The sequence below is a fragment of the Klebsiella michiganensis genome, from assembly GCA_000963575.1.
Classification (GTDB): Bacteria; Pseudomonadota; Gammaproteobacteria; order Enterobacterales; family Enterobacteriaceae; genus Cedecea; species Cedecea michiganensis_A.
On sequence record CP011077.1, the window covers coordinates 3,799,755 to 3,821,972 of the forward strand.

The following is a 22,218-nucleotide window of genomic DNA, read 5'->3' on the forward strand; positions in this document are numbered from 1 at the left end:
ACAGATGCCGGGCAGTGTACACCTGCCGGGGAAAGCCTGGCTACGTCCAGTGATTACTGTGAGCTATCCGAAGGTTCAGGTGGTGGTTTTTTAGGCACAAACTGCCGGAACAGCTCGCGGCTTTTGAGGGGCTTCCCCTGCAGGTACGGCTTGAGGGCAATTCGGGTGAAACGCTTGGCGGCACGGAGCGTGTCTGCGTCGGGAAATTCACGTTCGGCCAGGGCTCTGAGCTGGCGGCCGGTAAAACTGCTGTGGCCGATCACCACGCTGGCAATAAAACCTTTCTCTTCACGGTAGGTGTAAGTCATTGTGTCATCGACGCCCGCCCCACTGCCGGCACAGTGCAGGAAGTCCACGCCGTAGCCAAGGTGCCCCAACAGCGCCAGTTCAAAGCGACGCAGCGCAGGCTCCGGCGTACCGGTTGCGCCCGCTAAGGCCTGAATACAGTGGAGGTAATCAAAGAAAAGCTCGGAAAAGCGGGTTTCTTGCTCAAGTACGCGAGCCACCAGCTCATTAACGTACAGCCCGCTGTAGAGCGCGATACCACTTAAGGGAAGTGCCAGAGAAACTGCTTCGGCGCTGCGCAGCGTTTTGACTTCGCCACGGCCGCCCCAGCGAACCAGCAGAGGTGTAAAGGGCTGCAAAGCACCTTTCAGGTTTGAGCGTTTGGAGCGCGCGCCTTTGGCAATCAGGCGAACGCGTCCTGACTCTTCGGAAAACAGGTCGAGCAGAAGGCTGGTTTCGCTCCAGGGGCGACTATGCAGGACAAATGCCCGTTGCCAGCCTTCCATACATTAGCTCAGGTCGTCGGTATAACCGAGACTGCGCAGCGCACGCTCGTCGTCGGCCCAGCCGGATTTCACCTTAACCCAAAGTTCGAGGTGAACCTTGGCTTCGAACATCTCTTCCATGTCTTTACGGGCTTCGATACCGATGGTTTTGATTTTGGCCCCTTTGTTGCCAATCACCATTTTCTTCTGCCCTTCGCGCTCAACGAGGATCAGCCCGTTAATGTCGTAGCCGCCGCGTTCGTTGGTCACAAACTGCTCGATCTCCACGGTCACGGAGTAAGGCAGTTCGGCGCCCAGGAAGCGCATCAGCTTTTCACGAATGATCTCTGACGCCATAAAGCGCTGGGAGCGGTCGGTAATGTACTCTTCCGGGAAGTGGTGGATAGCTTCCGGCAGGTGCTTACGGACGATTTCCGCGATGGTATCGACGTTCATTCCGGTTTCCGCCGAGATAGGCACGATATCGAGGAAATTCATCTGGCTGCCGAGGAACTGCAGGTGAGGCAGCAAAACGGTTTTATCCTGAACGTTGTCAACTTTGTTGACGGCCAGAATTACCGGCGCACGACTGTCGCGCAGCTTGTTCAGCACCATTTCGTCATCCGGCGTCCAGCGGGTGCCTTCAACGACGAAGATAACCAGCTCAACGTCGCCGATGGAACTGCTCGCCGCTCGGTTCATCAGGCGGTTAATCGCGCGTTTTTCTTCCATGTGCAGCCCTGGGGTATCGACGTAAATCGCCTGATACGGCCCTTCGGTATGGATGCCCATGATGCGGTGGCGCGTGGTTTGCGCCTTACGCGAGGTAATCGAGACTTTTTGCCCAAGCAGCTGATTCAGCAGCGTGGATTTGCCGACGTTCGGGCGACCAACAATGGCCGCGAAGCCGCAATACGTTTTTTCTTCGCTCATTCCAGCTCCAGCTTTTTCAGCGCCTGCTCAGCCGCAGCCTGTTCCGCTTTACGGCGGCTTGAGCCTGTCCCTACGACAGGCTCAGGCAGGCCACTCACCTGACAGTGAATGGTAAATTCTTGATCGTGCGCTTCACCGCGCACCTGCACCACCAGATACGACGGCAGCGGCAGATGGCGACCCTGCAGGTACTCCTGCAGACGCGTTTTCGGATCTTTTTGCTTGTCGCCTGGACTGATTTCGTCGAGACGGGTCTGATACCACGAGAGAATCAGACGCTCAACGTTCTGAATGTCGCTGTCGAGGAAGACGCCACCGATCAACGCTTCCACGGTATCAGCAAGAATCGACTCCCGACGGAAGCCGCCACTTTTCAGTTCACCCGGCCCAAGACGCAGACACTCACCCAGTTCGAACTCGCGCGCGATTTCTGCCAGCGTATTGCCGCGCACCAGCGTCGCGCGCATGCGGCTCATGTCCCCCTCGTCTACGCGAGGAAAACGGTGATACAGCGCATTAGCGATGACATAACTGAGAATAGAGTCACCCAAAAACTCAAGACGCTCGTTGTGTTTGCTGCTGGCACTACGATGGGTTAATGCCTGTTGCAACAGATCCTGATGTTGAAAAGTGTAGCCCAGCTTACGCTGCAGCCTATTTATTACGATGGGATTCATGCGATACCAAAATTAATGAATGCGTCAACTATTCAGCACACGGAACAGACCTGAAAAAAGGAAACCAACGCTGTTTCGTGTGCCGTGGCTCCCTTTCGGGAGCCAATCTTTAAAGGCGGGAATATTCTATACACAACGACAGGGGATGTCGTTAGTTTGTGGGATTTATTGTTTAATGAATGCCACCAATTCGGCTCAAACGAACACCCGTTGGCCATTCACCTTCTTGTTTCTCGAAACTCATCCAAATCGCTGTCGCTTTACCGACCAGATTTTGCTCCGGAACAAAGCCCCAATAGCGGCTGTCTGCGCTATTGTCACGGTTATCACCCATCATAAAATAGTGACCCGGCGGAACAATCCATGTCGCCAGCGGCAAACCAGACTGCTGGTAGTACATTCCCACCTGATCCTGAGCAATAGGCACCGTCAGAATGTTATGGGTGACGTTACCCAGCGTTTCTTTACGCTCGCTCAGGCGAACTCCGTCTTCGCGGGTCTGATCTTTAGGCAACTGGAAGAAACCGGAAGTGGCCTCGCTGCCGTTGCGGCGGGCGAACGTCTGCACAAAATCACTGGCTTCCACGTTGGAATAAGTGATTGGCAGGGCGTTGTCGCAGGCCTGACCGGAACTGCAATTAGGCTGAACGGTAACTTCTTTCGACTGTGGATCGTAACTCACCCGGTCGCCCGGCAGCCCTACAACGCGCTTAATATAGTCCAGGCGTGGATCTTCAGGGTATTTAAATACCGCAATATCGCCGCGTTTAGGGTGCCCGGTTTCAATTAAGGTTTTCTGATAAATCGGATCTTTAATGCCGTAGGCAAACTTCTCTACCAGAATAAAATCACCGATTAACAGCGTTGGCATCATCGAACCGGAAGGGATCTGGAAAGGCTCATAAATAAATGAGCGCACCACCAGCACAATCGCCAGAACCGGGAACACGGACGCGCCGGTTTCCAGCCAGCCCGGTTTAGGGCCCACTTTTTTCAGCGTCTTTTTGTCCAGTGCGTCACCGGTGGCAGCCTGCGCTGCCGCCTGTTTTTCACGACGTTTTGGTGCAAAGATAAACTTGTCCAGACACCACAAAATGCCCGTCACCAGCGTGGCTACCACGAGGATCAAAGCAAACATATTCGCCATGCCAACTCCTTAGATTATTTGCTGTCTTTGCCGACGTGCAGTATGGCCAGGAATGCTTCCTGAGGCAGTTCGACGTTGCCAACCTGCTTCATGCGTTTCTTACCGTCTTTCTGTTTCTGCAGCAGCTTTTTCTTACGGCTGACGTCACCACCGTAGCACTTAGCCAGAACGTTTTTACGCAGCTGTTTCACCGTCGAACGCGCGATGATGTGGTTGCCGATGGCAGCCTGAATCGCGATATCAAACTGTTGGCGAGGAATCAGATCCTTCATTTTCTCCACCAGCTCACGGCCACGGTAAGGCGCGTTGTCGTTGTGTGTGATAAGCGCCAGCGCATCAACGCGATCGCCATTAATCAGTACATCAACGCGCACCATGTTGGAAGCCTGGAAACGTTTGAAATTGTAATCCAGCGACGCGTAGCCGCGGGAAGTGGATTTCAGACGGTCGAAGAAGTCGAGCACCACTTCCGCCATTGGGATTTCATAGGTCAGCGCAACCTGATTGCCGTGATAAACCATGTTGGTTTGCACGCCGCGTTTTTCGATACACAGCGTAATTACGTTCCCGAGGAACTCCTGCGGCAGCAGCATGTGACATTCCGCAATCGGCTCGCGCAGCTCTTCGATGTTGTTCAGCGGCGGCAGCTTAGACGGGCTGTCAACGTAGACGATCTCTTTGCTCGTCGTTTGCACTTCGTAAACTACGGTTGGTGCAGTAGTGATCAGATCGAGATCGTATTCACGCTCCAGACGCTCCTGGATGATCTCCATGTGCAGCAGACCCAGGAAGCCACAGCGGAAGCCGAAGCCCAGCGCCGTTGAGCTTTCTGGCTCGTAGAACAAAGAGGCGTCGTTCAGGCTCAGCTTGCCGAGCGCATCACGGAAGTTTTCGTAGTCGTCTGAGCTGACCGGGAACAGGCCGGCATAAACCTGCGGCTTCACTTTTTTGAAGCCAGGCAGCGCTTTGTCCGCCGGGTTACGGGATAGCGTCAGGGTATCGCCCACCGGGGCGCCCAGGATGTCTTTGATTGCACAAACCAGCCAGCCTACTTCGCCGCATTTCAGTTCGGTACGGTCAATCTGCTTCGGCGTAAAGATGCCAAGGCGGTCGGCGTTGTATACCTGGCCGGTGCTCATGACTTTAACTTTGTCACCTTTGCGCAGGGTACCGTTTTTCACACGGATCAGGGAAACAACGCCCAAGTAGTTATCGAACCAGGAGTCGATGATTAGCGCCTGCAGCGGTGCATCAGGATCGCCTTCCGGCGCAGGGATATCGCGCACCAGACGCTCTAATACATCCGGTACACCCACGCCGGTTTTCGCCGAGCAACGTACCGCATCGGTGGCATCGATGCCCACGATGTCTTCAATCTCTTCCGCCACGCGCTCAGGATCGGCCGCCGGCAGGTCAATCTTGTTCAGAACCGGAACCACTTCCAGGTCCATTTCCATCGCCGTGTAGCAGTTTGCCAGAGTTTGAGCCTCAACGCCCTGCCCGGCATCCACCACCAGCAGCGCCCCTTCACAAGCGGCGAGCGAGCGGGACACTTCATAAGAGAAGTCAACGTGCCCAGGGGTATCGATGAAGTTCAGCTGATAAGTTTCACCGTCGCTGGCTTTGTAGTCGAGGGTAACGCTCTGCGCTTTGATGGTAATACCACGTTCGCGTTCCAGATCCATGGAGTCGAGGACCTGCGCGGCCATTTCACGGTCGGACAGGCCGCCGCAAATCTGGATGATACGGTCAGACAGCGTCGATTTACCGTGGTCGATGTGGGCAATAATAGAAAAGTTACGTATATTCTTCATAGTTAGAGGTTTTATGCCTTACAAATGGCCTGTGAGCTCGGCGCTTCGCGCTGTACGGAGCAGGATGTCAGAGACTGTCTTCTGCCTGAAACGCCGCATTCTACACTACAACCAGAAAGTGAGGAAACTGCTCATCCTGCAAGCTTAGGTAAGCTATAAGCAGGATGTGCAAAGAGATGTCATTTGAAGGGAATTTATTGATTTTCAGCCGGCGGCGTGGACGTATCGACACGCAGTGCATCCGGGCTAAGCGCAACGCTAAGGATCACCGGCTGCCAGCTCTCTCGGCGGCTGAAATACTGGGAAAATCCGCGAGCAAGCAGAAAGCCTCCCACGCCACCGAGCAAGGCACCGCACATGGCGGCCAGGTTGGTACCAAACAGCGTCTGGAACAGACCTGAGCACACAAAGAGCCCCACCAACGGCGACATGTACACCAGCAGTGCAGATCCTAACAGACTGCTTTCCGCAATGCCCAGTTCCACTTTCTGCCCAACCTCCAGCGGCTGCTCGCTTGGAACAGACAGCAAATGGCTGGTCTGCGGCCCCAGTTTGTTCAATACACGGGTGCCACATCCAGACCGCGAAGCGCAGCTGTTACAAGAGGCTTTAACATCACAGTGCAGCAGCGCTTCACCGTTTTGCCAGGAGACGACTGTCGCCCACTCTTTGATCATTGTGTCGCTCCGTTGAACTTCACGCTATCACCAATGCGTTTCGCCGTTTGTGGCGGCAACTCACCCACAACGGTAATTTCGGTTTTATCGCGAATTTCTGTGCTGATAGTCCGACGACCGGTACGCACCAGCTGCTCGCCATTACTTCCCTGAGACGGCGCCTGGCTGATATTCACCGAGAAGCTAAATAGCCCGTCAGAATAAAGGCGGGATTCGATGGGCACGCCCACGGTTGGCAGAGGCCGGCGGCTGCTGGAGACCTCGTTAAAACCTTGAGGTAGCCATGTAGGCGCCCACGTAAATTGAGCCTTTTCCGCACCAGGTACGGACAGCAGCGGAGGTAATGTCGCCTTTGCTAAATTCTGCATCAGACCGCTCGCCTGATTGTCGACTGAAAAAGAAACAACCCGGAACTGTTCAAGCGTTTCACCATCGCGATCCAGTAAATCAACGCGCAGTGGCAGCTTGGTTTCGGTGTCGATCCAGACAATGTAGTTGTAGCGAGTTCCATCCCGAGCGACGACGCGAATCACTTCGCATAATCTGTCGGCAATACGCGTCCGCCCGACGGAAATAAAGTCGTAGTACGGCGTCAGGCGTTTAAAGTCGGTGTAGACGATGGAAGGCAGAGAATCGACGATGTAATCCCCGGTGAGCGTGAAGGGCTCAAGTCCAGGTTCAAAGTAGCTGATTTCATTGCCGCGCTGAACGACTTCGCGGCGCGGGCCGTCCATTTGCAGGAATTGCGCAAGCGGGCGATTATCAAGACGTGCATGACGATAACTAAGAGACTCAATCCCTTGTTTGCTGATATTGATAAACGCCAGCTCGTAGTTGAGTGACTGACTTGCCTGGTTCATCTGCTGCAACAACGCCCCGGACGAAACAGTGTCCGCCGAGGCGTTGGAGGTGAACAACAGGCTGCCTGCCACGAGAGACAGGGCACACCAAAGTTGCTTCATTACTGCGATTGCGTTCCTAAAGTTTGGTTTCCTGGCACTTGCACAGCGGCCTGCTGGGTTTGCGCCTGTTCAAACTGGAGCTGCTCGGAGTGTAAACGACGCTGCAATTCATAATCCTGCAGCATAGCGTTAATACGACGACGCTGTTCCTGTACCTGCTGACTGCTGTTGCCGTTGCTAGCCGTAGCGTCAGACGGTACGCCAAGGCTTACCGGACTGGCTTTGCCCATCATCGGCAGGGTGTTAAACACTGGCGCTTCTGGCTGTGCGGTGCTGTCAGACTGGCCATTATAGTGCTGCACGCCCACGATAACCGCAAGCGATACGCACGCAGCAACGCCCATTTGGGTCAGTTGGCTTGCCCACGGACGCACCTTGTGCCAGAACGGCATTTTCTGCCATTGCTGAGGCTGCGGCTGTGATTCGGTAATGAGCGGCGCGACGTTGCGCACAGGCTCATTCGCGATAGCCGCCATCACGTTGGCAGAAATATCAAAATGGAGCACTTCGCTGGTATCTCCGCGCATCGTGTCGCGGATAAGATGGTAACTCTCCCAGCGTTGCTGCAATTCGCTGTCGTTTGACAGACGATTGAGCAGCTCGTTATCGAGAGATTCGCCATCCATTAAAGCGGAAAGTTGTTCTTTCTGCATGCCTAAATACCCTTCCAGTAATCCGCTATCGTCAACGCCTGATAAGCGGTTGAACTTTATTATCAATAGCTTCCCTTGCGCGGAAAATACGAGAACGCACAGTACCTACCGGGCAATCCATGATGGCAGCTATTTCTTCATAGCTCAGGCCATCCAGCTCCCGCAACGTAATTGCCATGCGTAAATCTTCCGGGAGCGACTCAATAGTACGGAAAACTATTTGTCTCAGTTCCTCAGACAACATTAAGTTCTCAGGGTTCGAAATTTCTTTCAATGCGCTGCCACTTTCGTAGTTTTCAGCGTCAATGGCGTCCACATCACTTGATGGAGGACGGCGTCCCTGAGCTACCAGATAATTTTTAGCCGTGTTGACCGCAATGCGATACAGCCACGTATAAAACGCACTATCGCCACGGAATGAATCCAGCGCGCGATACGCTTTAATAAAAGATTCCTGCACCACATCGGGAACATCTCCCGAAGGCACATAGCGGGAAACCAGGCTCGCAACCTTGTGCTGGTAGCGCACCACCAGTAGGTTAAATGATTTCTGATCTCCCTTTTGGACCCGTTCGACGAGGACCTGATCCGTTAACTGCTCGCTCATCCGAGGTAATGTCTCCCCAAACCCAATTTCCACGCGTAATCGAAATGCCACTCGAACCCTGCATTTTTGAGCAAGCTTTGAGTTTGAGCGCCCGAGGCCAGCAAAGTTCCGTTACGCCTTTGTTTTTCTGTCATGTTTAGCGGATTGCATCTTTTCATTATAAGTTCCGCTACACAAAACGGTAACGCCGATTCTTCTGAATCAATGCTTAAAAAGTTAGCGAGCAGAGTATCGCATGAATCAGGGCATTTCATCATCTAATCTGCCCTTTATCCTTCTGTAGTGAGATTTATTTACGCAGTTTGCTCGATATCTCCCAATAACTTTGCCGATGCGGCTGTTTAGTCTGCGCAACGCCAGAACAAAAAAAGCGTGTTCAGTATCCCACCTGGTGCTATGCTGCGGTCACTCTTGTTTAGTAAATTAAACATCATGAACACGAATAGCGATCTGATCTGTGACGTATTAATTGTCGGTAGCGGCGCTGCCGGCCTTTCTCTCGCGCTGCGTCTGGCTCAAACCAGCAAGGTTATTGTGCTAAGCAAGGGCCCGGTTAACGAGGGGTCAACCTTTTATGCACAGGGAGGGATTGCCGCCGTTTTCGACGAAACCGACAGTGTCGCGTCCCACATTGACGATACGCTGATTGCCGGTGCAGGGATTTGCGATCGTGACGCGGTAGAATTTGTGGCCAGTAATGCAAAGCCCTGCGTCCAGTGGCTGATTGATCAAGGCGTCATGTTCGACACCCACACGTTGGCGAATGGAGAAGAGAGCTACCATTTGACGCGTGAAGGCGGACATAGCCATCGCCGAATTCTTCATTCGGCAGATGCCACCGGGAAAGAAGTGGAAACCACGCTAGTGGGTAAAGCCCTCAATGACCCCAACATTCGGGTTATCGAACGCAGCAACGCCGTTGATTTAATTATCTCAGACAAGATTGGTCTGCCGGGCACGAGGCGCGTCGTCGGTGCCTGGGTCTGGAACCGGAATCTTGAAAAGGTCGAAACCTGCCGTGCTAAATCCGTCGTTTTAGCCACCGGTGGTGCGTCAAAAGTCTATCAATACACGACCAACCCGGACATCGCCTCCGGCGACGGTATCGCTATGGCATGGCGTGCAGGCTGCCGGGTTGCCAACCTTGAGTTCAACCAGTTTCACCCGACGGCGCTGTTTCATCCTCAGGCCCGAAACTTCTTGCTCACTGAAGCATTACGCGGTGAAGGGGCCTACCTGAAACGCCCGGATGGTTCGCGCTTTATGCCGGAGTTTGATGAGCGCGCCGAACTTGCCCCGCGCGATATTGTCGCCAGAGCTATCGATCACGAAATGAAGCGCCTGGGCGCAGACTGTATGTATCTGGATATCAGCCATAAGCCAGAAGCGTTTGTCCGCCAGCACTTCCCTACTATTTATGAAAAACTGCTTGGGCTAGGCATCGATTTAACCCAAGATCCGGTTCCCGTGGTGCCTGCCGCACATTATACCTGCGGTGGTGTGATGGTTGATGAGCATGGGCGCACCGACGTTGACGGGCTGTATGCCATTGGTGAAGTGACCTATACCGGCCTGCACGGCGCTAACCGAATGGCGTCGAATTCTCTGCTTGAATGCCTGGTTTATGGCTGGTCTGCGGCGGAAGATATTCTGAAGCGCCTGCCGTATGCGCGTGAAAGCAAAAATTTGCCCGACTGGGATGACAGCCGTGTGGATAATCCGGACGAACAGGTTGTTATCCAGCACAACTGGCATGAGCTGCGGCTCTTTATGTGGGACTACGTCGGCATCGTTCGCACCACGCGCCGGCTGGAGCGGGCGCTGCGCAGAATTACCATGCTGCAGCAAGAGATTGATGAGTACTATGCTAATTTCCGCGTATCAAACAATCTGCTTGAACTGAGAAACCTGGTGCAGGTTGCCGAACTCATTGTGCGCTGCGCCATGCAGCGTAAAGAGAGCCGGGGCCTGCACTACACGCTGGATTATCCGGATCAGCTCGCTGAATCCGGCCCGAGCGTACTTTCCCCTCTCTACATAAACAGGTAGAAATCCTGGGTCAGACTACAATAGCCTTCAGAGTAGGTTTGGTCTGGCCCACGGATAACCAGGCGGTCGCTGTAGTATTCCCCGTTGGTTGGGGAAAGCGCGAGCATAACCCGATGCGGCAGACGAGTTTCATTGTCGGCCACATCGGTACGGTAACGAACATGCCAGCCCTGAGATTTCGCCAGTTCGCTGAATGCCGTCCCGGCAGTTTCCGGCATAATCACACAGAAGAAACCGTCTTCAGTGATCAGTTGCTCAGCACTGCTGAGCAAGGCCTGATGATCGAGCGTCGTGGTATAGCGAGCCTGAGCGCGCTCTGCCGATGCACAGTTACTGCCTTGCTCAAAGAAAGGGGGGTTACTGACAATCAGGGAGTAGCGCTGAGTTGCCTGCTGCGCCCACTCACGAATATCCGCACAGTGAACGCTAATACGCGAAGCCCAGCGACAGCCTTTGGCGTTTTCTGCCGCCTGTTCTGCGGCAACCGGATCCAGCTCCACGGCTTCAATCGTGACGTCATCAGCGGTTCTCTGGGCGAGCATCAGCGCCAGCAAACCGCTGCCGGTGCCAATATCCAGAACGCTTTTAACGTTCACCACCGGCACCCATGCACCGAGCAGCGTCCCATCAGTCCCCACCTTCATTGCGCAGCGATCGTGGGCCACAAAGAACTGTTTGAAGGTGAAACCATCCCGACGTAATACCGCTTTTTGATCCGACATCTTATCTACCTTGCAAAGAAACCGCCGTAGCATAAGTGAAACGAGCGACCACGGAAAGACACAAACAGATGAAGATCGCAGGCATAACGTCTATAATCGGCGTCCCAAATAGAGGTAGACCATGACTGTAAGCACTTTTTCCGAACTCGAACTTGATGAAAGCCTTTTGGACGCGCTCCAGGAGAAGGGCTTTACTCGCCCGACAGCCATCCAGGCTGCGGCCATTCCTCCTGCACTTGAAGGGCGCGATGTGCTGGGTTCAGCACCAACGGGTACCGGTAAAACCGCAGCTTACCTGCTGCCAGCGCTACAGCATCTGGTCGACTTTCCTCGTAAGAAATCTGGCCCGCCGCGTATTCTGATCGTAACGCCGACCCGCGAACTCGCGATGCAGGTCGCCGACCACGCGCGTGAACTGGCAAAACATACCCATCTGGATATCGCCACGATTACCGGTGGCGTAGCTTATATGAACCACGCTGAGGTTTTCAGCGAGAATCAGGATATCGTGGTCGCGACCACCGGCCGACTGCTGCAATACATCAAGGAAGAGAACTTCGACTGCCGCGCGGTTGAAACGCTGATCCTTGATGAAGCAGACCGCATGCTGGACATGGGTTTTGCTCAGGACATTGAAACCATTGCAGCGGAAACCCGCTGGCGTAAACAGACCATGCTGTTTTCCGCGACCCTGGAAGGCAACGCGGTTAAAGATTTTGCAGAGCGCCTGCTGGAAGATCCGGTTGAAGTTTCCGCCACGCCGTCCACTCGTGAACGCAAGAAGATCCATCAGTGGTACTACCGCGCTGATGACGTTGAGCACAAAACAAAATTACTCGTTCATTTGCTGAACCAGCCGGATACCACCCGCTCTATCGCCTTTGTGCGTAAGCGCGAGCGTGTGCATGAGCTGGTTGCCTGGCTGCGCGAAGCGGGCATCAACACCTGCTATCTCGAAGGCGAAATGGTACAGGCCAAGCGTAACGAAGCCATCAAGCGCCTGACCGATGGTCGCGTTAACGTTCTGGTCGCCACCGACGTTGCAGCCCGTGGGATCGATATTCCTGACGTTAGCCATGTGTTCAACTTTGACCTGCCGCGTACGGCGGACATCTACCTGCACCGTATCGGTCGTACTGGCCGCGCAGGCATGAAAGGAACCGCGATCTCGCTGGTTGAAGCACACGATCATCTGCTGCTGGGTAAAATTACCCGCTACATGAAAGAGCCGCTGAAATCCCGCGTTATCGACGAACTGCGCCCAACCACCCGCGCACCAAGCGAGAAACTGACCGGTAAGCCATCGAAGAAAGTGCTGGCTAAGCGCGAAGAGAAAAAGAAAGAGAAAGACAAAGAGAAACCGCGCGTTAAAGTCCGCCATCGCGACAAGAAAAACGTCGGTAAGCGCCGCCAGCCAAGTTCGGCAGCGACGACAGCGTCGCCGAAAGTCGACGAATAACACTCACGCCGGGAAATCCCGGCGTTTTTTATTGTCCCGGCCCGGCGTTTTCCTGCAAACACGCCATAAAAATCTTCATCGCCGGACTGACCACCTTCCCCGCGTGGTGCGCGCAAATCGCGTTAAGCGTTAACCGCTGCTCGCTAAACGCCAGCTCCACCAGCTCACCGGATAACAGCTCCTTTTCAACGGTGAAACGAGGCAGGAAACTCACCCCCAGGTTTGCCGCGACGCACTGCTTAATGCTTTCTATACTCCAGAGCTCGATAGTATTTTCCAGCGTGATCCTGCGCTTTCTCAGCTGTTCTTCAAAGATCAGCCTAAATACGCACTGAGGTTCATTGATCACAAAACTGACCGGGATATGCCTGTCCGGCGCCAGAAAATCGATATCTTTCAGCGCCGGAGACGCCACCAGCACCAGCGATGGCTCGCCGATAGCCTGCATATGTAACGCCTCATCATTTCCAACCCGATAATACACGCCCAGATCGACGCGATCGTCCAGCAGCGCATCACGAATGGTGTAACAGTTCAGCGACTGCAGAGAGAGCTTTACCTTTGGTGCCCTTTCTTTAAAACGCTGCAGTACATTCGGCATTTTGTACGCCAGCAATGTTTCACCGCTGGCAACCCTGAGTTCACCCTCTGGCTCCGCATCCTGTCTGGCGGCCTGTCTGATAGTATCGATGACGCGCGTCAGCTCATAAACGTGGGGCATGAGCTTTTTACCGCTTTCGGTTAAACGCATCCGTCGGCCAATTTTTTCAAACAGCTGAAGCGAAAGTTCCTGCTCAAGCTGCTGAATGTGAAAAGTGACCGTCGACTGCGTGCAGCACAGTTTTTGAGAGGCCAGCAGGAACGACCCCTCCTCAACCACCGTTTTTAACGTGACAAACCGACGTAAATCCATCCAGCCTCCAATACATCGAAACTATCGAATTCAGAGTGTAGAAACATTCATTTTTTTAAATCTTCTGCTTTGCGTACTCTCAGCGAAAACACAGGAGAACTCAAGTGATCGCCATTTTCTTTAGCGCTTTTTGGACATACACCCTGATTACCGCCCTGACGCCTGGCCCTAACAATATTCTGGCGCTGAGTATTGCTACCCATCACGGGCTGCAGCAAAGCACCCGCGTGCTGGCGGGCATGAGCCTTGGATTTCTGATAATCATGCTGATCTGCGCGGGGATTGCTTTCTCACTCGTCAGCCTCGATCCCGGTTTTACTCGCGTTCTTAGCTGGGTGGGTGCGATTTACATTCTGTGGCTGGCGCTGAAGATAGCCACCAGCCAGCCGCCTGGATCGGCGACCCACGTTCAGCCAATAGGCTTCTGGGCTAGTTTCGGCCTGCAGTTCTTAAATGTAAAAATAATCCTCTACGGCATCACCGCCCTGTCGACTTTTGTCCTGCCGTATACGACGGAGATGAGCGGCATCGTGGGAATGAGCGTGGTACTGGCGGCAATAGGAAGTTTGGGGAATCTTTGCTGGGCGCTGGCTGGCCATTTATTCCAGAAGGTATTTCAGCGCTTTGGACGCTCGCTGAACATTATCCTGGCACTGATGCTGGTTTACTGTGCGGTGAGAATTGTTTTTTAACGTGAAAGAGCGCCATAAGGCGCTCTTTATTGATTACGGCAGACGCTGAATTACAGGCTTTCAGTAAAGGTACGAGTGATCACGTCGCGCTGCTGTTCCGGAGTCAGAGAGTTAAAGCGCACCGCGTAACCGGAAACACGAATGGTCAGCTGTGGATACTTTTCCGGATGCTTAACCGCATCTTCCAGCGTTTCACGACGCAGGACGTTAACGTTCAGGTGCTGCCCACCTTCAACGCGAACTTCAGGTTTTACTTCCATTGGAATTTCACGGTATTCAAACTGCCCCAGTTTACTGACCGCGACCACTTCATCTTCCGCAAAACCTGCTTTCGCGCACACGCAGCGAGCTTCGCCTTTTTCACTGTCGAGCAGCCAGAAAGAGTTCAGAAGTTCGTCATTTGCCGCTTTTGTAATTTGGATACCAGTAATCATTTTATTTCTCCCTCAGGGTAACGTGCTGATTCTTTGGGCCAGCTCTCTGGCTCATTGGTAAAACCTTTGTTGCTTTGTTGTTCTTATATCAGTCCGCCAGGCGTGATTCTTTGACTTAAATCAATTAAATCCACACGCTAAAAATGGCTTTAGCCGGTTTTATTTGTTTTACATCAACTTAGCCCATCAGCGAAACGCAAAAACTTTTGTAAATCTTCAACTTTATTTAGGGCCGTAGCGCATTGATGCCACACACTATTTTGCTCATGAGGAAGAAGCAGTTAAGCTATCGGGCAATACAGATTCGCGGGAGAGCGAGATGACCACCCACCTCACCTGGCACGACGTGCTGGCAGAAGAGAAACAGCAGCCCTACTTTACCAATACGCTCAGCGCCGTCGCGGCAGAGCGCGCAGCGGGCGTGACCGTTTATCCTCCGCAAAAGGACGTTTTCAACGCTTTCCGTTTTACCGAACTGGGTGATGTCAAAGTAGTGATTCTGGGGCAGGATCCCTATCACGGGCCCGGTCAGGCGCACGGGCTCTCTTTCTCCGTCCGTCCAGGCATTGCGCCCCCGCCTTCGCTGGTCAATATGTATAAAGAGCTGGAGGCTTCTGTGCCTGGCTTTACTCGCCCCACGCACGGCTATCTTGAAAGCTGGGCCCGGCAGGGCGTGTTACTGCTCAATACGGTACTTACCGTCGAAGCGAGCAAAGCGCATTCCCACGCTAATTTTGGCTGGGAGACTTTTACCGACAAGGTTATTGCACTCATTAATGAACACCGGGAAGGCGTGGTGTTCCTGCTCTGGGGCGCTCATGCCCAGCGCAAAGGCAGCATTATCGATCGCCAGCGTCACCACGTCCTGACCGCCCCACACCCGTCTCCGCTTTCTGCACATCGCGGTTTTCTTGGCTGTGGACATTTCGTTAAGGCAAATGAGTATCTGGCCGGGCGCGGAGAATCGCCCATCGACTGGATGCCGCAGCTGCCACAGGAAAATGGCTAAAACCAGGACGAAAAAAAACCAGCGATTACGCTGGTTTTTTTAAAACGAGAGAACGTTTTACGCCTTGTTCTGACGCCACCATTCACCCAGCAGTACGCCGGTCGCTACGGATACGTTGAGACTTTCAACGTTGCCGGTGCCTTCAATGGCTACGCTCATATCTGCGCTTTCAAAAGTGGTGTCGGAAACGCCATCACGTTCCTGGCCCAGCACCAGCACCATTTTCTTCGGCAGCTCAGCTTTGTACAGCGGAGTGCCCTGATGGCTGGAAGTTGTCACGATGGTATAGCCAGCTTTACGGAAAGCTTCCAGCCCATCGCCAAACGTCTCGCCGCTGATCGCCACAACGTGCTCAGCCCCACCTTCTGCGGTACGAATTGCCGCTCCGGACTCCAGCAGAGAGGCATCCTGAATCAACAAGCCTTTCACGCCGAAGTGTGCGCAGCTGCGCATAATGCCGCCGAGGTTGTGTGGGTTACCCACGTCTTCCAGCGCCAGGACGCAGTCTTCTTCCCCGGCTTTGTTCAGCCAGGACTGCACGCTGATGCCGCTGCGTTTTTTAATAATGAAGCAAACGCCACCGTGGTGTTCCGTGCCGGAGGCTTTTGTCAGCTCGGCATCATCCACTACGTGGTAAGCCTTGCGATTTGCAGCCATCCAGCGAAGCGCTTCTTTAAAACGAGGCGTGACGCTCTGGATAAACCAGGCACGCACGATGCTTTCCGGGCGGCTCTGGAACAGCGCCTGACAAGCATTCTCACCGTACACACGGGCTTCTTCGGCGCGCTGGCGGCGAATCACTTCCGGATCAACGATGTGCTTAGTTGTACCTTCATTGTCAGAAGCCGACAGTGAAGTGTCTACCGGGGCACGGGAAACCGTACGCCATGGAGAGGCCGCTTCACCGCGATCCCCTCTGTCGCTACGTTCATTACGATCGCGCCCGCCGCGAGGTTTATCATCGTGACGAGCCTGACGGCGACCGCCGCCTTCACCACGTGACGCACCGGCAGGACGCCCACCACCTTTCCCGGTACGCGGGTTTTGGCTGCGCTGTTCGCTTTCGTCGTCACCGCGGACATACATCACTTTGACCTTGCCGCTTTTACCTTTAAATTCGTCGTTCATTGTTCCTCCACCTGGCTGAGCGCGAAGCGCGCAGATTACCTGATGTGCCATGGGTTAGCCATTAACTTTGCTTAAAAGCTAAAAACTATTGTACTCATCGAATAAATCACTTTGTTGGCCTCCCCATCTTCGCCGATAATATGTAACATATTTGAAACATCCGCGGTGCCTGGCACCAATTTCAATCATTCTCTTTGAGGTTAGTTATGAATACCGTTTGTGCCGACTGCCAGGCCATTAACCGCATTCCTGACGACCGTATCGATGACGGTGCAAAGTGCGGTCGCTGCGGTCATGAACTGTTTGACGGTGACGTCGTCAACGCCACGGCGGCAACGCTGGATAAACTCCTGAAAGATGAGCTCCCGGTTGTGGTTGATTTTTGGGCGCCCTGGTGCGGGCCATGCGTTAACTTCGCCCCTATTTTTGAAGATGTTGCCGAAGAGCGCAGCGGAAAAGTTCGCTTCGTGAAGGTCAACACCGAAGCCGAGCAGGAGCTGAGCGCCCGTTTTCGCATCAGAAGCATTCCAACCATTATGATTTTCAAAAATGGCCAGGTCGTCGACATGCTGAATGGCGCCATGCCCAAAGCCCCGTTTGATAGCTGGCTGGACGAAAATATCTGATTCTGAGGGGGCATTTTTTAAGCCCCCTCTCGCTATCTACGATAGAATAGCGTTTTTAGCCAGGCTCCCTTCATTAATGATCGAAAACGCCGTTCTTCGCCTTCGTGCAGCCCGTCTGGCTCGCGCGACTCGCCCTTTTCTCGCCCGTGGTAATCGCGTCCGTCGCTGCCAACGCTGCCTGCTGCCGTTAAAAAATTGCCTGTGCGAGACACTTCAGCCGCAACCTGCCCGCAGCCGCTTTTGCCTGGTGATGTTTGACACCGAACCCATGAAACCGAGTAATACCGGGCGGCTCATTGCCGATATTTTACCGGAAACCGAAGCATTTCAATGGTCACGCACGGAGCCACCTCAGGCGCTACTGGATCTCGTTGCTAACCCGGATTACCAACCGATGGTGGTATTCCCCGCCTCTTATGCAGATAGCGATCGGCAAGTCCTGACCACGCCGCCGATGGCCGGCAAGCCACCGCTGTTTATCATGCTTGATGGCACCTGGACTGAAGCGCGCAAAATGTTCCGTAAAAGCCCTTATCTCGATGCGCTGCCGGTGATTTCCGTAGATTTAAGTATTACCTCAGCTTATCGCCTGCGCGAAGCCCATGCGGACGGTCAGTATTGCACCGCAGAAGTCGCCGCGGCCTTACTGGAACTGGCGGGCGATACGGTCGCTTCCGCAGGACTGACCCGGCACTTCACCCTTTTCCGCGAGCGCTATCTGGCCGGGAAACCCCATCATCAGGGCAGCGTCACAGCAGAAGTGGAAGAAAACGTTTAGACTCTCCTGAATATCACTCAGGGGAGAGAGTCGTGAGTCAACGAGGCCTGGAAGCGCTGCTGCGTCCAAAATCCATTGCCGTCATCGGCGCTTCGGCAAAAACCGACCGCGCCGGTTATTTAATGATGCGCAACTTGCTTGCTGGCGGATTTAACGGCCCGGTAATGCCGGTGACGCCGACGCATAAAGCCGTTTGCGGGGTACTTGCCTGGCCGGATATTGCCAGTCTGCCTTTGGCCCCCGACCTCGCGATTATCTGTACGAATTCCCGACGCAATCTTACGCTGCTTGAAGCGCTGGGCAGTAAAGGCTGCAAGGCCTGCATTATCTTATCTGCTCCGCCTGAGCAATTGCCTGAATTGCTGGCCTGTGCCGCACGCTGGCACATTCGCCTGCTTGGGCCGAACAGCCTTGGCCTCCTGGCTCCGTGGCAGGGGTTAAATGCCAGTTTCTCCCCTGTCCCTATCCAAAAAGGCAAGCTGGCGTTTATTTCTCAGTCAGCCGCGGTGTCCAACACCATTCTGGACTGGGCCCAGCAGCGTGAAATGGGGTTCTCCTGGTTTATCGCGCTCGGCGATAGCCTGGATATCGACGTGGATGAACTGCTGGATTACCTGACCAGAGATACGAAAACCAGCGCTATCCTGCTGTATCTCGAACATCTAAGCGATGCCCGACGCTTTGTTTCCGCCGCAAGAAGCGCCTCGCGTAACAAGCCGATTCTGGTCATCAAAAGCGGGCGCAGCAGCAAAGCGCAAACGCTACTGAAAACCCATCCAGGACTGGATGCAGCCTGGGACGCGGCGATACAACGAGCGGGTTTGCTCCGGGTACAGGACACGCATGAACTTTTCTCCGCCGTAGAAACTCTCAGCCATATGCGACCTTTACGCGGTGAACGGTTGATGATTGTCAGTAACGGCGCGGCACCCGCGGCGCTGGCGCTTGATGAGCTATGGCTACGTAACGGCAAACTGGCGACGTTAAGTGAAGAAACCATGCAGGCTCTTGTGGGAGTCCTGCCTCCTGGCGTTGAGGCAGGAAACCCGATAGATCTGCGTGATGATGCCACACCCGGCCGTTACCTGCTGGCCGTGGAAAAATTGCTGGATAGCCATGATTTTGATGCCTTAATGGTTATTCATTCTCCCAGCGCCGCCGCCCCAGGAACCGCAAGCGCCCTTGCCCTGATCGATTTGCTACAGCGGCATCCTCGTGGCAAATATCTCACCATTGTCACCAACTGGTGCGGGGAGTACTCCTCCCAGGAGGCCAGACGCCTGTTTAGCGATGCCGGTATACCGACTTACAGAACGCCAGAAGGCTCGGTAACGGCATTTATGCACATGGTCGAGTATCGCCGTAATCAGAAGCAACTGCGTGAAACCCCAGCTTTGCCGGCTAACCTGACGGCAAACACCAGCGATGCTCACCATCTTATTCAGCAGGCACTGCATCAGGGAGCAACGACGCTGGATACCCATGAAGTAAGGCCAGTGCTGGAAGCTTATGGCTTAACAACCTTACCAACGTGGATTGCAGGTGACAGTGCAGAAGCGGTACACATCGCCGAGCAAATTGGTTATCCCGTCGCATTAAAGCTTCGTTCTCCGGATATTCCCCACAAGTCGGAAGTTCAGGGCGTTATGCTCTATTTGCGAACGGCCAGTGAAGTGCAGCAGGCCGCCGAAGCCATCATCGACCGCGTAAAAATGGCCTGGCCCCAGGCACGCATTCACGGCCTGCTGGTGCAAAGCATGGCAAACCGAGCGGGCGCGCAGGAGTTACGGGTCGTCGTTGAGCACGATCCTGTGTTTGGCCCATTGATCATGCTGGGCGAAGGTGGCGTAGAATGGCGGCCCGAGCGGCAGGCGGCGGTTGCCCTTCCGCCGCTGAACATGAACCTGGCCCGATACCTTGTTATTCAGGCGATCAAAAGCGGCAAGATCCGGAGCCGGAGCGCATTACGCCCGCTGGATATCGCCGGGATCAGCGAAGTTCTGGTGCAAGTATCTAACCTGGTCGTTGATTGCCCGGAGATAGTAAGACTCGATATTCATCCATTGCTGGCGTCCGGCAGTGAGTTCACCCTGCTGGATGTCACGCTGGAATTAGCCGAGTTTACTGGTGATGCGGATGCCAGGCTGGCCGTGCGTCCTTATCCTCATCAGCTTGAGGAACTGGTGCAGCTTAAGAACGGCGACCACTGCCTGTTCCGGCCTATCCTGCCCGAAGACGAACCTCAGTTGCAGCGGTTTATTGCGCAGGTAACAAAAGAGGATCTCTACTATCGCTATTTCAGCGAGATCAATGAATTTACCCACGAAGATTTAGCCAATATGACGCAGATCGACTACGATCGAGAAATGGCGTTTGTTGCCGTCAGAAAAATAAAAGGCAGCGATGAGATCCTTGGCGTCACGCGCGCCATTTCAGATCCCGATAACGTTGATGCCGAGTTCGCCGTGCTGGTTCGCTCCGACCTGAAAGGCCTCGGGCTGGGCCGTCGCTTATTGACTAAGCTCATCGATTACACAAGACAACACGGCCTCCAGCGGCTAAACGGCATCACGATGCCGAACAACCAGGGCATGGTTACCCTGGCCCGCAAACTGGGTTTCAGCGTCGATATTCAGCTGGAAGATGGCATTGTAAGTCTGACGCTACCGCTGGGCAAAAGCGTAGATTCGTGAGTAAGGTACTGGAAAACATACTCACTTTGCGTAGCAGTAGTGGTATTATCAGCAGGTTCTGACGTCTGGATTTTGCAGAAGGCCATCCAATGAAGAGAGAAGATAAGCACTGTGATGTTGTCTAAATTTAAGCGTAATAAACATCAACAACACCTTGCCCAGTTACCGAAGCTTTCTCAATCAGTTGATGATGTAGAAACCCTGTTCTCCCCAGCGGATTTCCGCGAAACGCTGTTGAAAAAAATCGCCAGCGCAACGCAGCGTATTTGCATTATTGCGTTGTATCTTGAACAGGATGACGGCGGCAAGGGAATTCTGTCCGCGCTTTATCAAGCCAAACAGCAGCGGCCGGATTTGGATGTTTCCGTTCTGGTTGACTGGCACCGTGCCCAGCGCGGACGTATTGGTGTTGCCGCAGCCAACACCAATGCGGACTGGTATCACCGCATGGCCGAGCAGTTCCCTGATGTGAAGGTTCCGGTCTACGGCGTTCCCGTCAATACTCGCGAAGCCCTCGGCGTGTTGCATTTCAAAGGCTTTATTATTGATGACAGCGTCATCTATAGTGGTGCCAGCCTCAATGATGTTTATCTGCATCAGCATGATAAATATCGCTATGACCGCTACCAAATCATCCGTAACCGCTCTCTGGCTGACATCATGTATGGCTGGGTTAACCAGAATCTGGTGAATGGCCGGGCGGTTCATCGTCTGGATGTCGCCGAACGCGTAAAAAGCCCAGAAATCAAAAACGATATCCGCCTTTTCCGCCAGGAATTGCGTGACGCTAACTTTATCTTCCACGGTGATGCGGATAACACTCAGCTGTCGGTTACGCCGCTGGTCGGGCTGGGGAAATCCAGTCTGCTGAATAAAACCATTTTCCATCTTATGCCTTGTGCGGAGCAGAAGCTCACTATCTGCACGCCATACTTCAACCTGCCGGCAGTGCTGGTCCGCAATATCATTCAACTGCTGCGGGACGGTAAACAGGTAGAGATTATCGTTGGCGATAAGACGGCTAATGATTTCTATATTCCGGAAGATCAACCGTTTAAGATTATCGGTGCGCTGCCTTACCTCTATGAAATTAATCTGCGCCGCTTCCTCAGCCGCCTGCAATATTATGTGAATACCGGGCAGCTGATTGTGCGTTTGTGGAAAGATGGGGATAACAGCTACCACCTGAAAGGCATGTGGGTGGACAACGAGTGGATGCTGCTGACCGGGAATAACCTTAATCCCCGCGCGTGGCGCCTGGATTTGGAAAATGCCCTGCTGATTCACGATCCAAAAAGAGAGCTTGAGGGCATTCGCACCAGAGAGCTGGAGCTTATCCGCACCCATACAACGGTTGTTAAGCACTATCGAGATCTGCAAAGCATCGCCGAATATCCGGTGAAAGTTCGCAAGCTGATTCGCCGCTTGCGTCGTATCCGCATCGACCGACTAATAAGCCGTATTCTCTAAACGTT

At 53.8% G+C, this 22,218-nt stretch carries 22 protein-coding genes; 8 read left to right on the forward strand and 14 right to left on the reverse strand.

Going from position 1 to position 22,218, the window contains the following annotated elements:
• Positions 1-53: 53 nt before the first annotated feature.
• The 10 genes from recO to VW41_17565 form a co-directional block, all read right to left on the reverse strand.
• Entirely contained in the window at positions 54-791 is a 738-nt protein-coding gene (recO, locus tag VW41_17520; protein ID AJZ90696.1) for a DNA repair protein RecO, read from the reverse strand.
• Between the two features lie 3 nt (positions 792-794).
• Positions 795-1,703 carry a GTP-binding protein Era gene (locus VW41_17525; protein ID AJZ90697.1) on the reverse strand — a complete coding sequence of 303 codons (909 nt, stop codon included), beginning with the start codon at positions 1,701-1,703 and terminating at the stop codon, positions 795-797.
• The gene (rnc, locus tag VW41_17530) at positions 1,700-2,380 is read right to left on the reverse strand and encodes a ribonuclease III (GenBank protein AJZ90698.1); all 681 of its coding nucleotides are present in this window, start codon (positions 2,378-2,380) and stop codon (positions 1,700-1,702) included. The genes VW41_17525 and rnc overlap by 4 nt, the downstream gene beginning before the upstream one ends.
• 172 nt (positions 2,381-2,552) lie before the next feature.
• Positions 2,553-3,527 (reverse strand): signal peptidase I, encoded by a 975-nt coding sequence (locus VW41_17535; protein AJZ90699.1) that lies wholly within the window; start codon positions 3,525-3,527, stop codon positions 2,553-2,555.
• A gap of 14 nt (positions 3,528-3,541) precedes the next feature.
• On the reverse strand, positions 3,542-5,341 hold the full coding sequence (locus tag VW41_17540) for an elongation factor 4 (protein ID AJZ90700.1): 1,800 nt from the start codon (positions 5,339-5,341) through the stop codon (positions 3,542-3,544).
• Between the two features lie 194 nt (positions 5,342-5,535).
• Positions 5,536-6,018, reverse strand: coding sequence for a SoxR reducing system protein RseC (locus tag VW41_17545; protein ID AJZ90701.1), 483 nt, complete (start codon positions 6,016-6,018; stop codon positions 5,536-5,538).
• A complete protein-coding gene (rseB, locus tag VW41_17550; GenBank protein AJZ90702.1) occupies positions 6,015-6,980 on the reverse strand; it encodes an anti-sigma E factor in 966 nt (321 codons plus the stop codon). Before rseB ends, VW41_17545 begins: the two co-directional genes overlap by 4 nt.
• Positions 6,980-7,633, reverse strand: coding sequence for an anti-RNA polymerase sigma factor SigE (locus tag VW41_17555; GenBank protein ID AJZ90703.1), 654 nt, complete (start codon positions 7,631-7,633; stop codon positions 6,980-6,982). The genes rseB and VW41_17555 overlap by 1 nt, the downstream gene beginning before the upstream one ends.
• Positions 7,634-7,664: 31 nt before the next feature.
• Complete coding sequence (locus tag VW41_17560; protein ID AJZ90704.1) at positions 7,665-8,240, reverse strand: RNA polymerase sigma factor RpoE; 576 nt, start codon at positions 8,238-8,240, stop codon at positions 7,665-7,667.
• Positions 8,237-8,497, reverse strand: a complete 261-nt coding sequence (locus VW41_17565; GenBank protein AJZ90705.1) for a hypothetical protein — start codon at positions 8,495-8,497, stop codon at positions 8,237-8,239. The genes VW41_17560 and VW41_17565 overlap by 4 nt, the downstream gene beginning before the upstream one ends.
• 175 nt (positions 8,498-8,672) lie before the next feature.
• Between VW41_17565 and VW41_17570 the strand changes: the two genes are divergently transcribed.
• Positions 8,673-10,289: an L-aspartate oxidase gene (locus VW41_17570; protein AJZ92014.1), complete on the forward strand. Its 1,617-nt coding sequence runs from the start codon at positions 8,673-8,675 to the stop codon at positions 10,287-10,289.
• On the opposite strand, the gene VW41_17575 is transcribed toward VW41_17570, so the two are convergent.
• The gene (locus tag VW41_17575) at positions 10,274-11,011 is read right to left on the reverse strand and encodes a tRNA (adenine-N6)-methyltransferase (GenBank protein AJZ90706.1); all 738 of its coding nucleotides are present in this window, start codon (positions 11,009-11,011) and stop codon (positions 10,274-10,276) included. The genes VW41_17570 and VW41_17575 overlap by 16 nt on opposite strands.
• Positions 11,012-11,132: 121 nt before the next feature.
• On the opposite strand from VW41_17575, the gene VW41_17580 reads away from it, so the two are divergent.
• Entirely contained in the window at positions 11,133-12,470 is a 1,338-nt protein-coding gene (locus VW41_17580; protein AJZ90707.1) for an ATP-dependent RNA helicase SrmB, read from the forward strand.
• A gap of 28 nt (positions 12,471-12,498) precedes the next feature.
• Here VW41_17580 and VW41_17585 read toward each other — a convergent pair whose 3' ends face one another.
• Positions 12,499-13,383, reverse strand: coding sequence for a LysR family transcriptional regulator (locus VW41_17585; GenBank protein AJZ90708.1), 885 nt, complete (start codon positions 13,381-13,383; stop codon positions 12,499-12,501).
• Between the two features lie 104 nt (positions 13,384-13,487).
• On the opposite strand from VW41_17585, the gene VW41_17590 reads away from it, so the two are divergent.
• Positions 13,488-14,075 (forward strand): amino acid transporter, encoded by a 588-nt coding sequence (locus VW41_17590; GenBank protein ID AJZ90709.1) that lies wholly within the window; start codon positions 13,488-13,490, stop codon positions 14,073-14,075.
• 50 nt (positions 14,076-14,125) lie between these two features.
• Here VW41_17590 and VW41_17595 read toward each other — a convergent pair whose 3' ends face one another.
• On the reverse strand, positions 14,126-14,509 hold the full coding sequence (locus tag VW41_17595) for an autonomous glycyl radical cofactor GrcA (GenBank protein AJZ90710.1): 384 nt from the start codon (positions 14,507-14,509) through the stop codon (positions 14,126-14,128).
• 319 nt (positions 14,510-14,828) lie between these two features.
• Between VW41_17595 and VW41_17600 the strand changes: the two genes are divergently transcribed.
• Positions 14,829-15,518 (forward strand): uracil-DNA glycosylase, encoded by a 690-nt coding sequence (locus VW41_17600; protein ID AJZ90711.1) that lies wholly within the window; start codon positions 14,829-14,831, stop codon positions 15,516-15,518.
• A gap of 57 nt (positions 15,519-15,575) precedes the next feature.
• Here the strand turns inward: VW41_17600 and VW41_17605 are convergent, their stop codons facing one another.
• On the reverse strand, positions 15,576-16,646 hold the full coding sequence (locus VW41_17605) for a methyltransferase (protein ID AJZ90712.1): 1,071 nt from the start codon (positions 16,644-16,646) through the stop codon (positions 15,576-15,578).
• Positions 16,647-16,852: 206 nt separating this feature from the next.
• Between VW41_17605 and VW41_17610 the strand changes: the two genes are divergently transcribed.
• From VW41_17610 to pssA, 4 genes are all read left to right on the forward strand, one after another.
• Entirely contained in the window at positions 16,853-17,272 is a 420-nt protein-coding gene (locus tag VW41_17610; GenBank protein ID AJZ90713.1) for a thioredoxin 2, read from the forward strand.
• Between the two features lie 76 nt (positions 17,273-17,348).
• Positions 17,349-18,050 (forward strand): DTW domain-containing protein YfiP, encoded by a 702-nt coding sequence (locus VW41_17615; protein ID AJZ90714.1) that lies wholly within the window; start codon positions 17,349-17,351, stop codon positions 18,048-18,050.
• A gap of 32 nt (positions 18,051-18,082) precedes the next feature.
• Positions 18,083-20,743 (forward strand): protein acetyltransferase, encoded by a 2,661-nt coding sequence (locus VW41_17620; GenBank protein ID AJZ90715.1) that lies wholly within the window; start codon positions 18,083-18,085, stop codon positions 20,741-20,743.
• Positions 20,744-20,857: 114 nt separating this feature from the next.
• A complete protein-coding gene (gene pssA, locus VW41_17625) occupies positions 20,858-22,213 on the forward strand; it encodes a phosphatidylserine synthase (GenBank protein ID AJZ90716.1) in 1,356 nt (451 codons plus the stop codon).
• Positions 22,214-22,218: the final 5 nt, after the last annotated feature.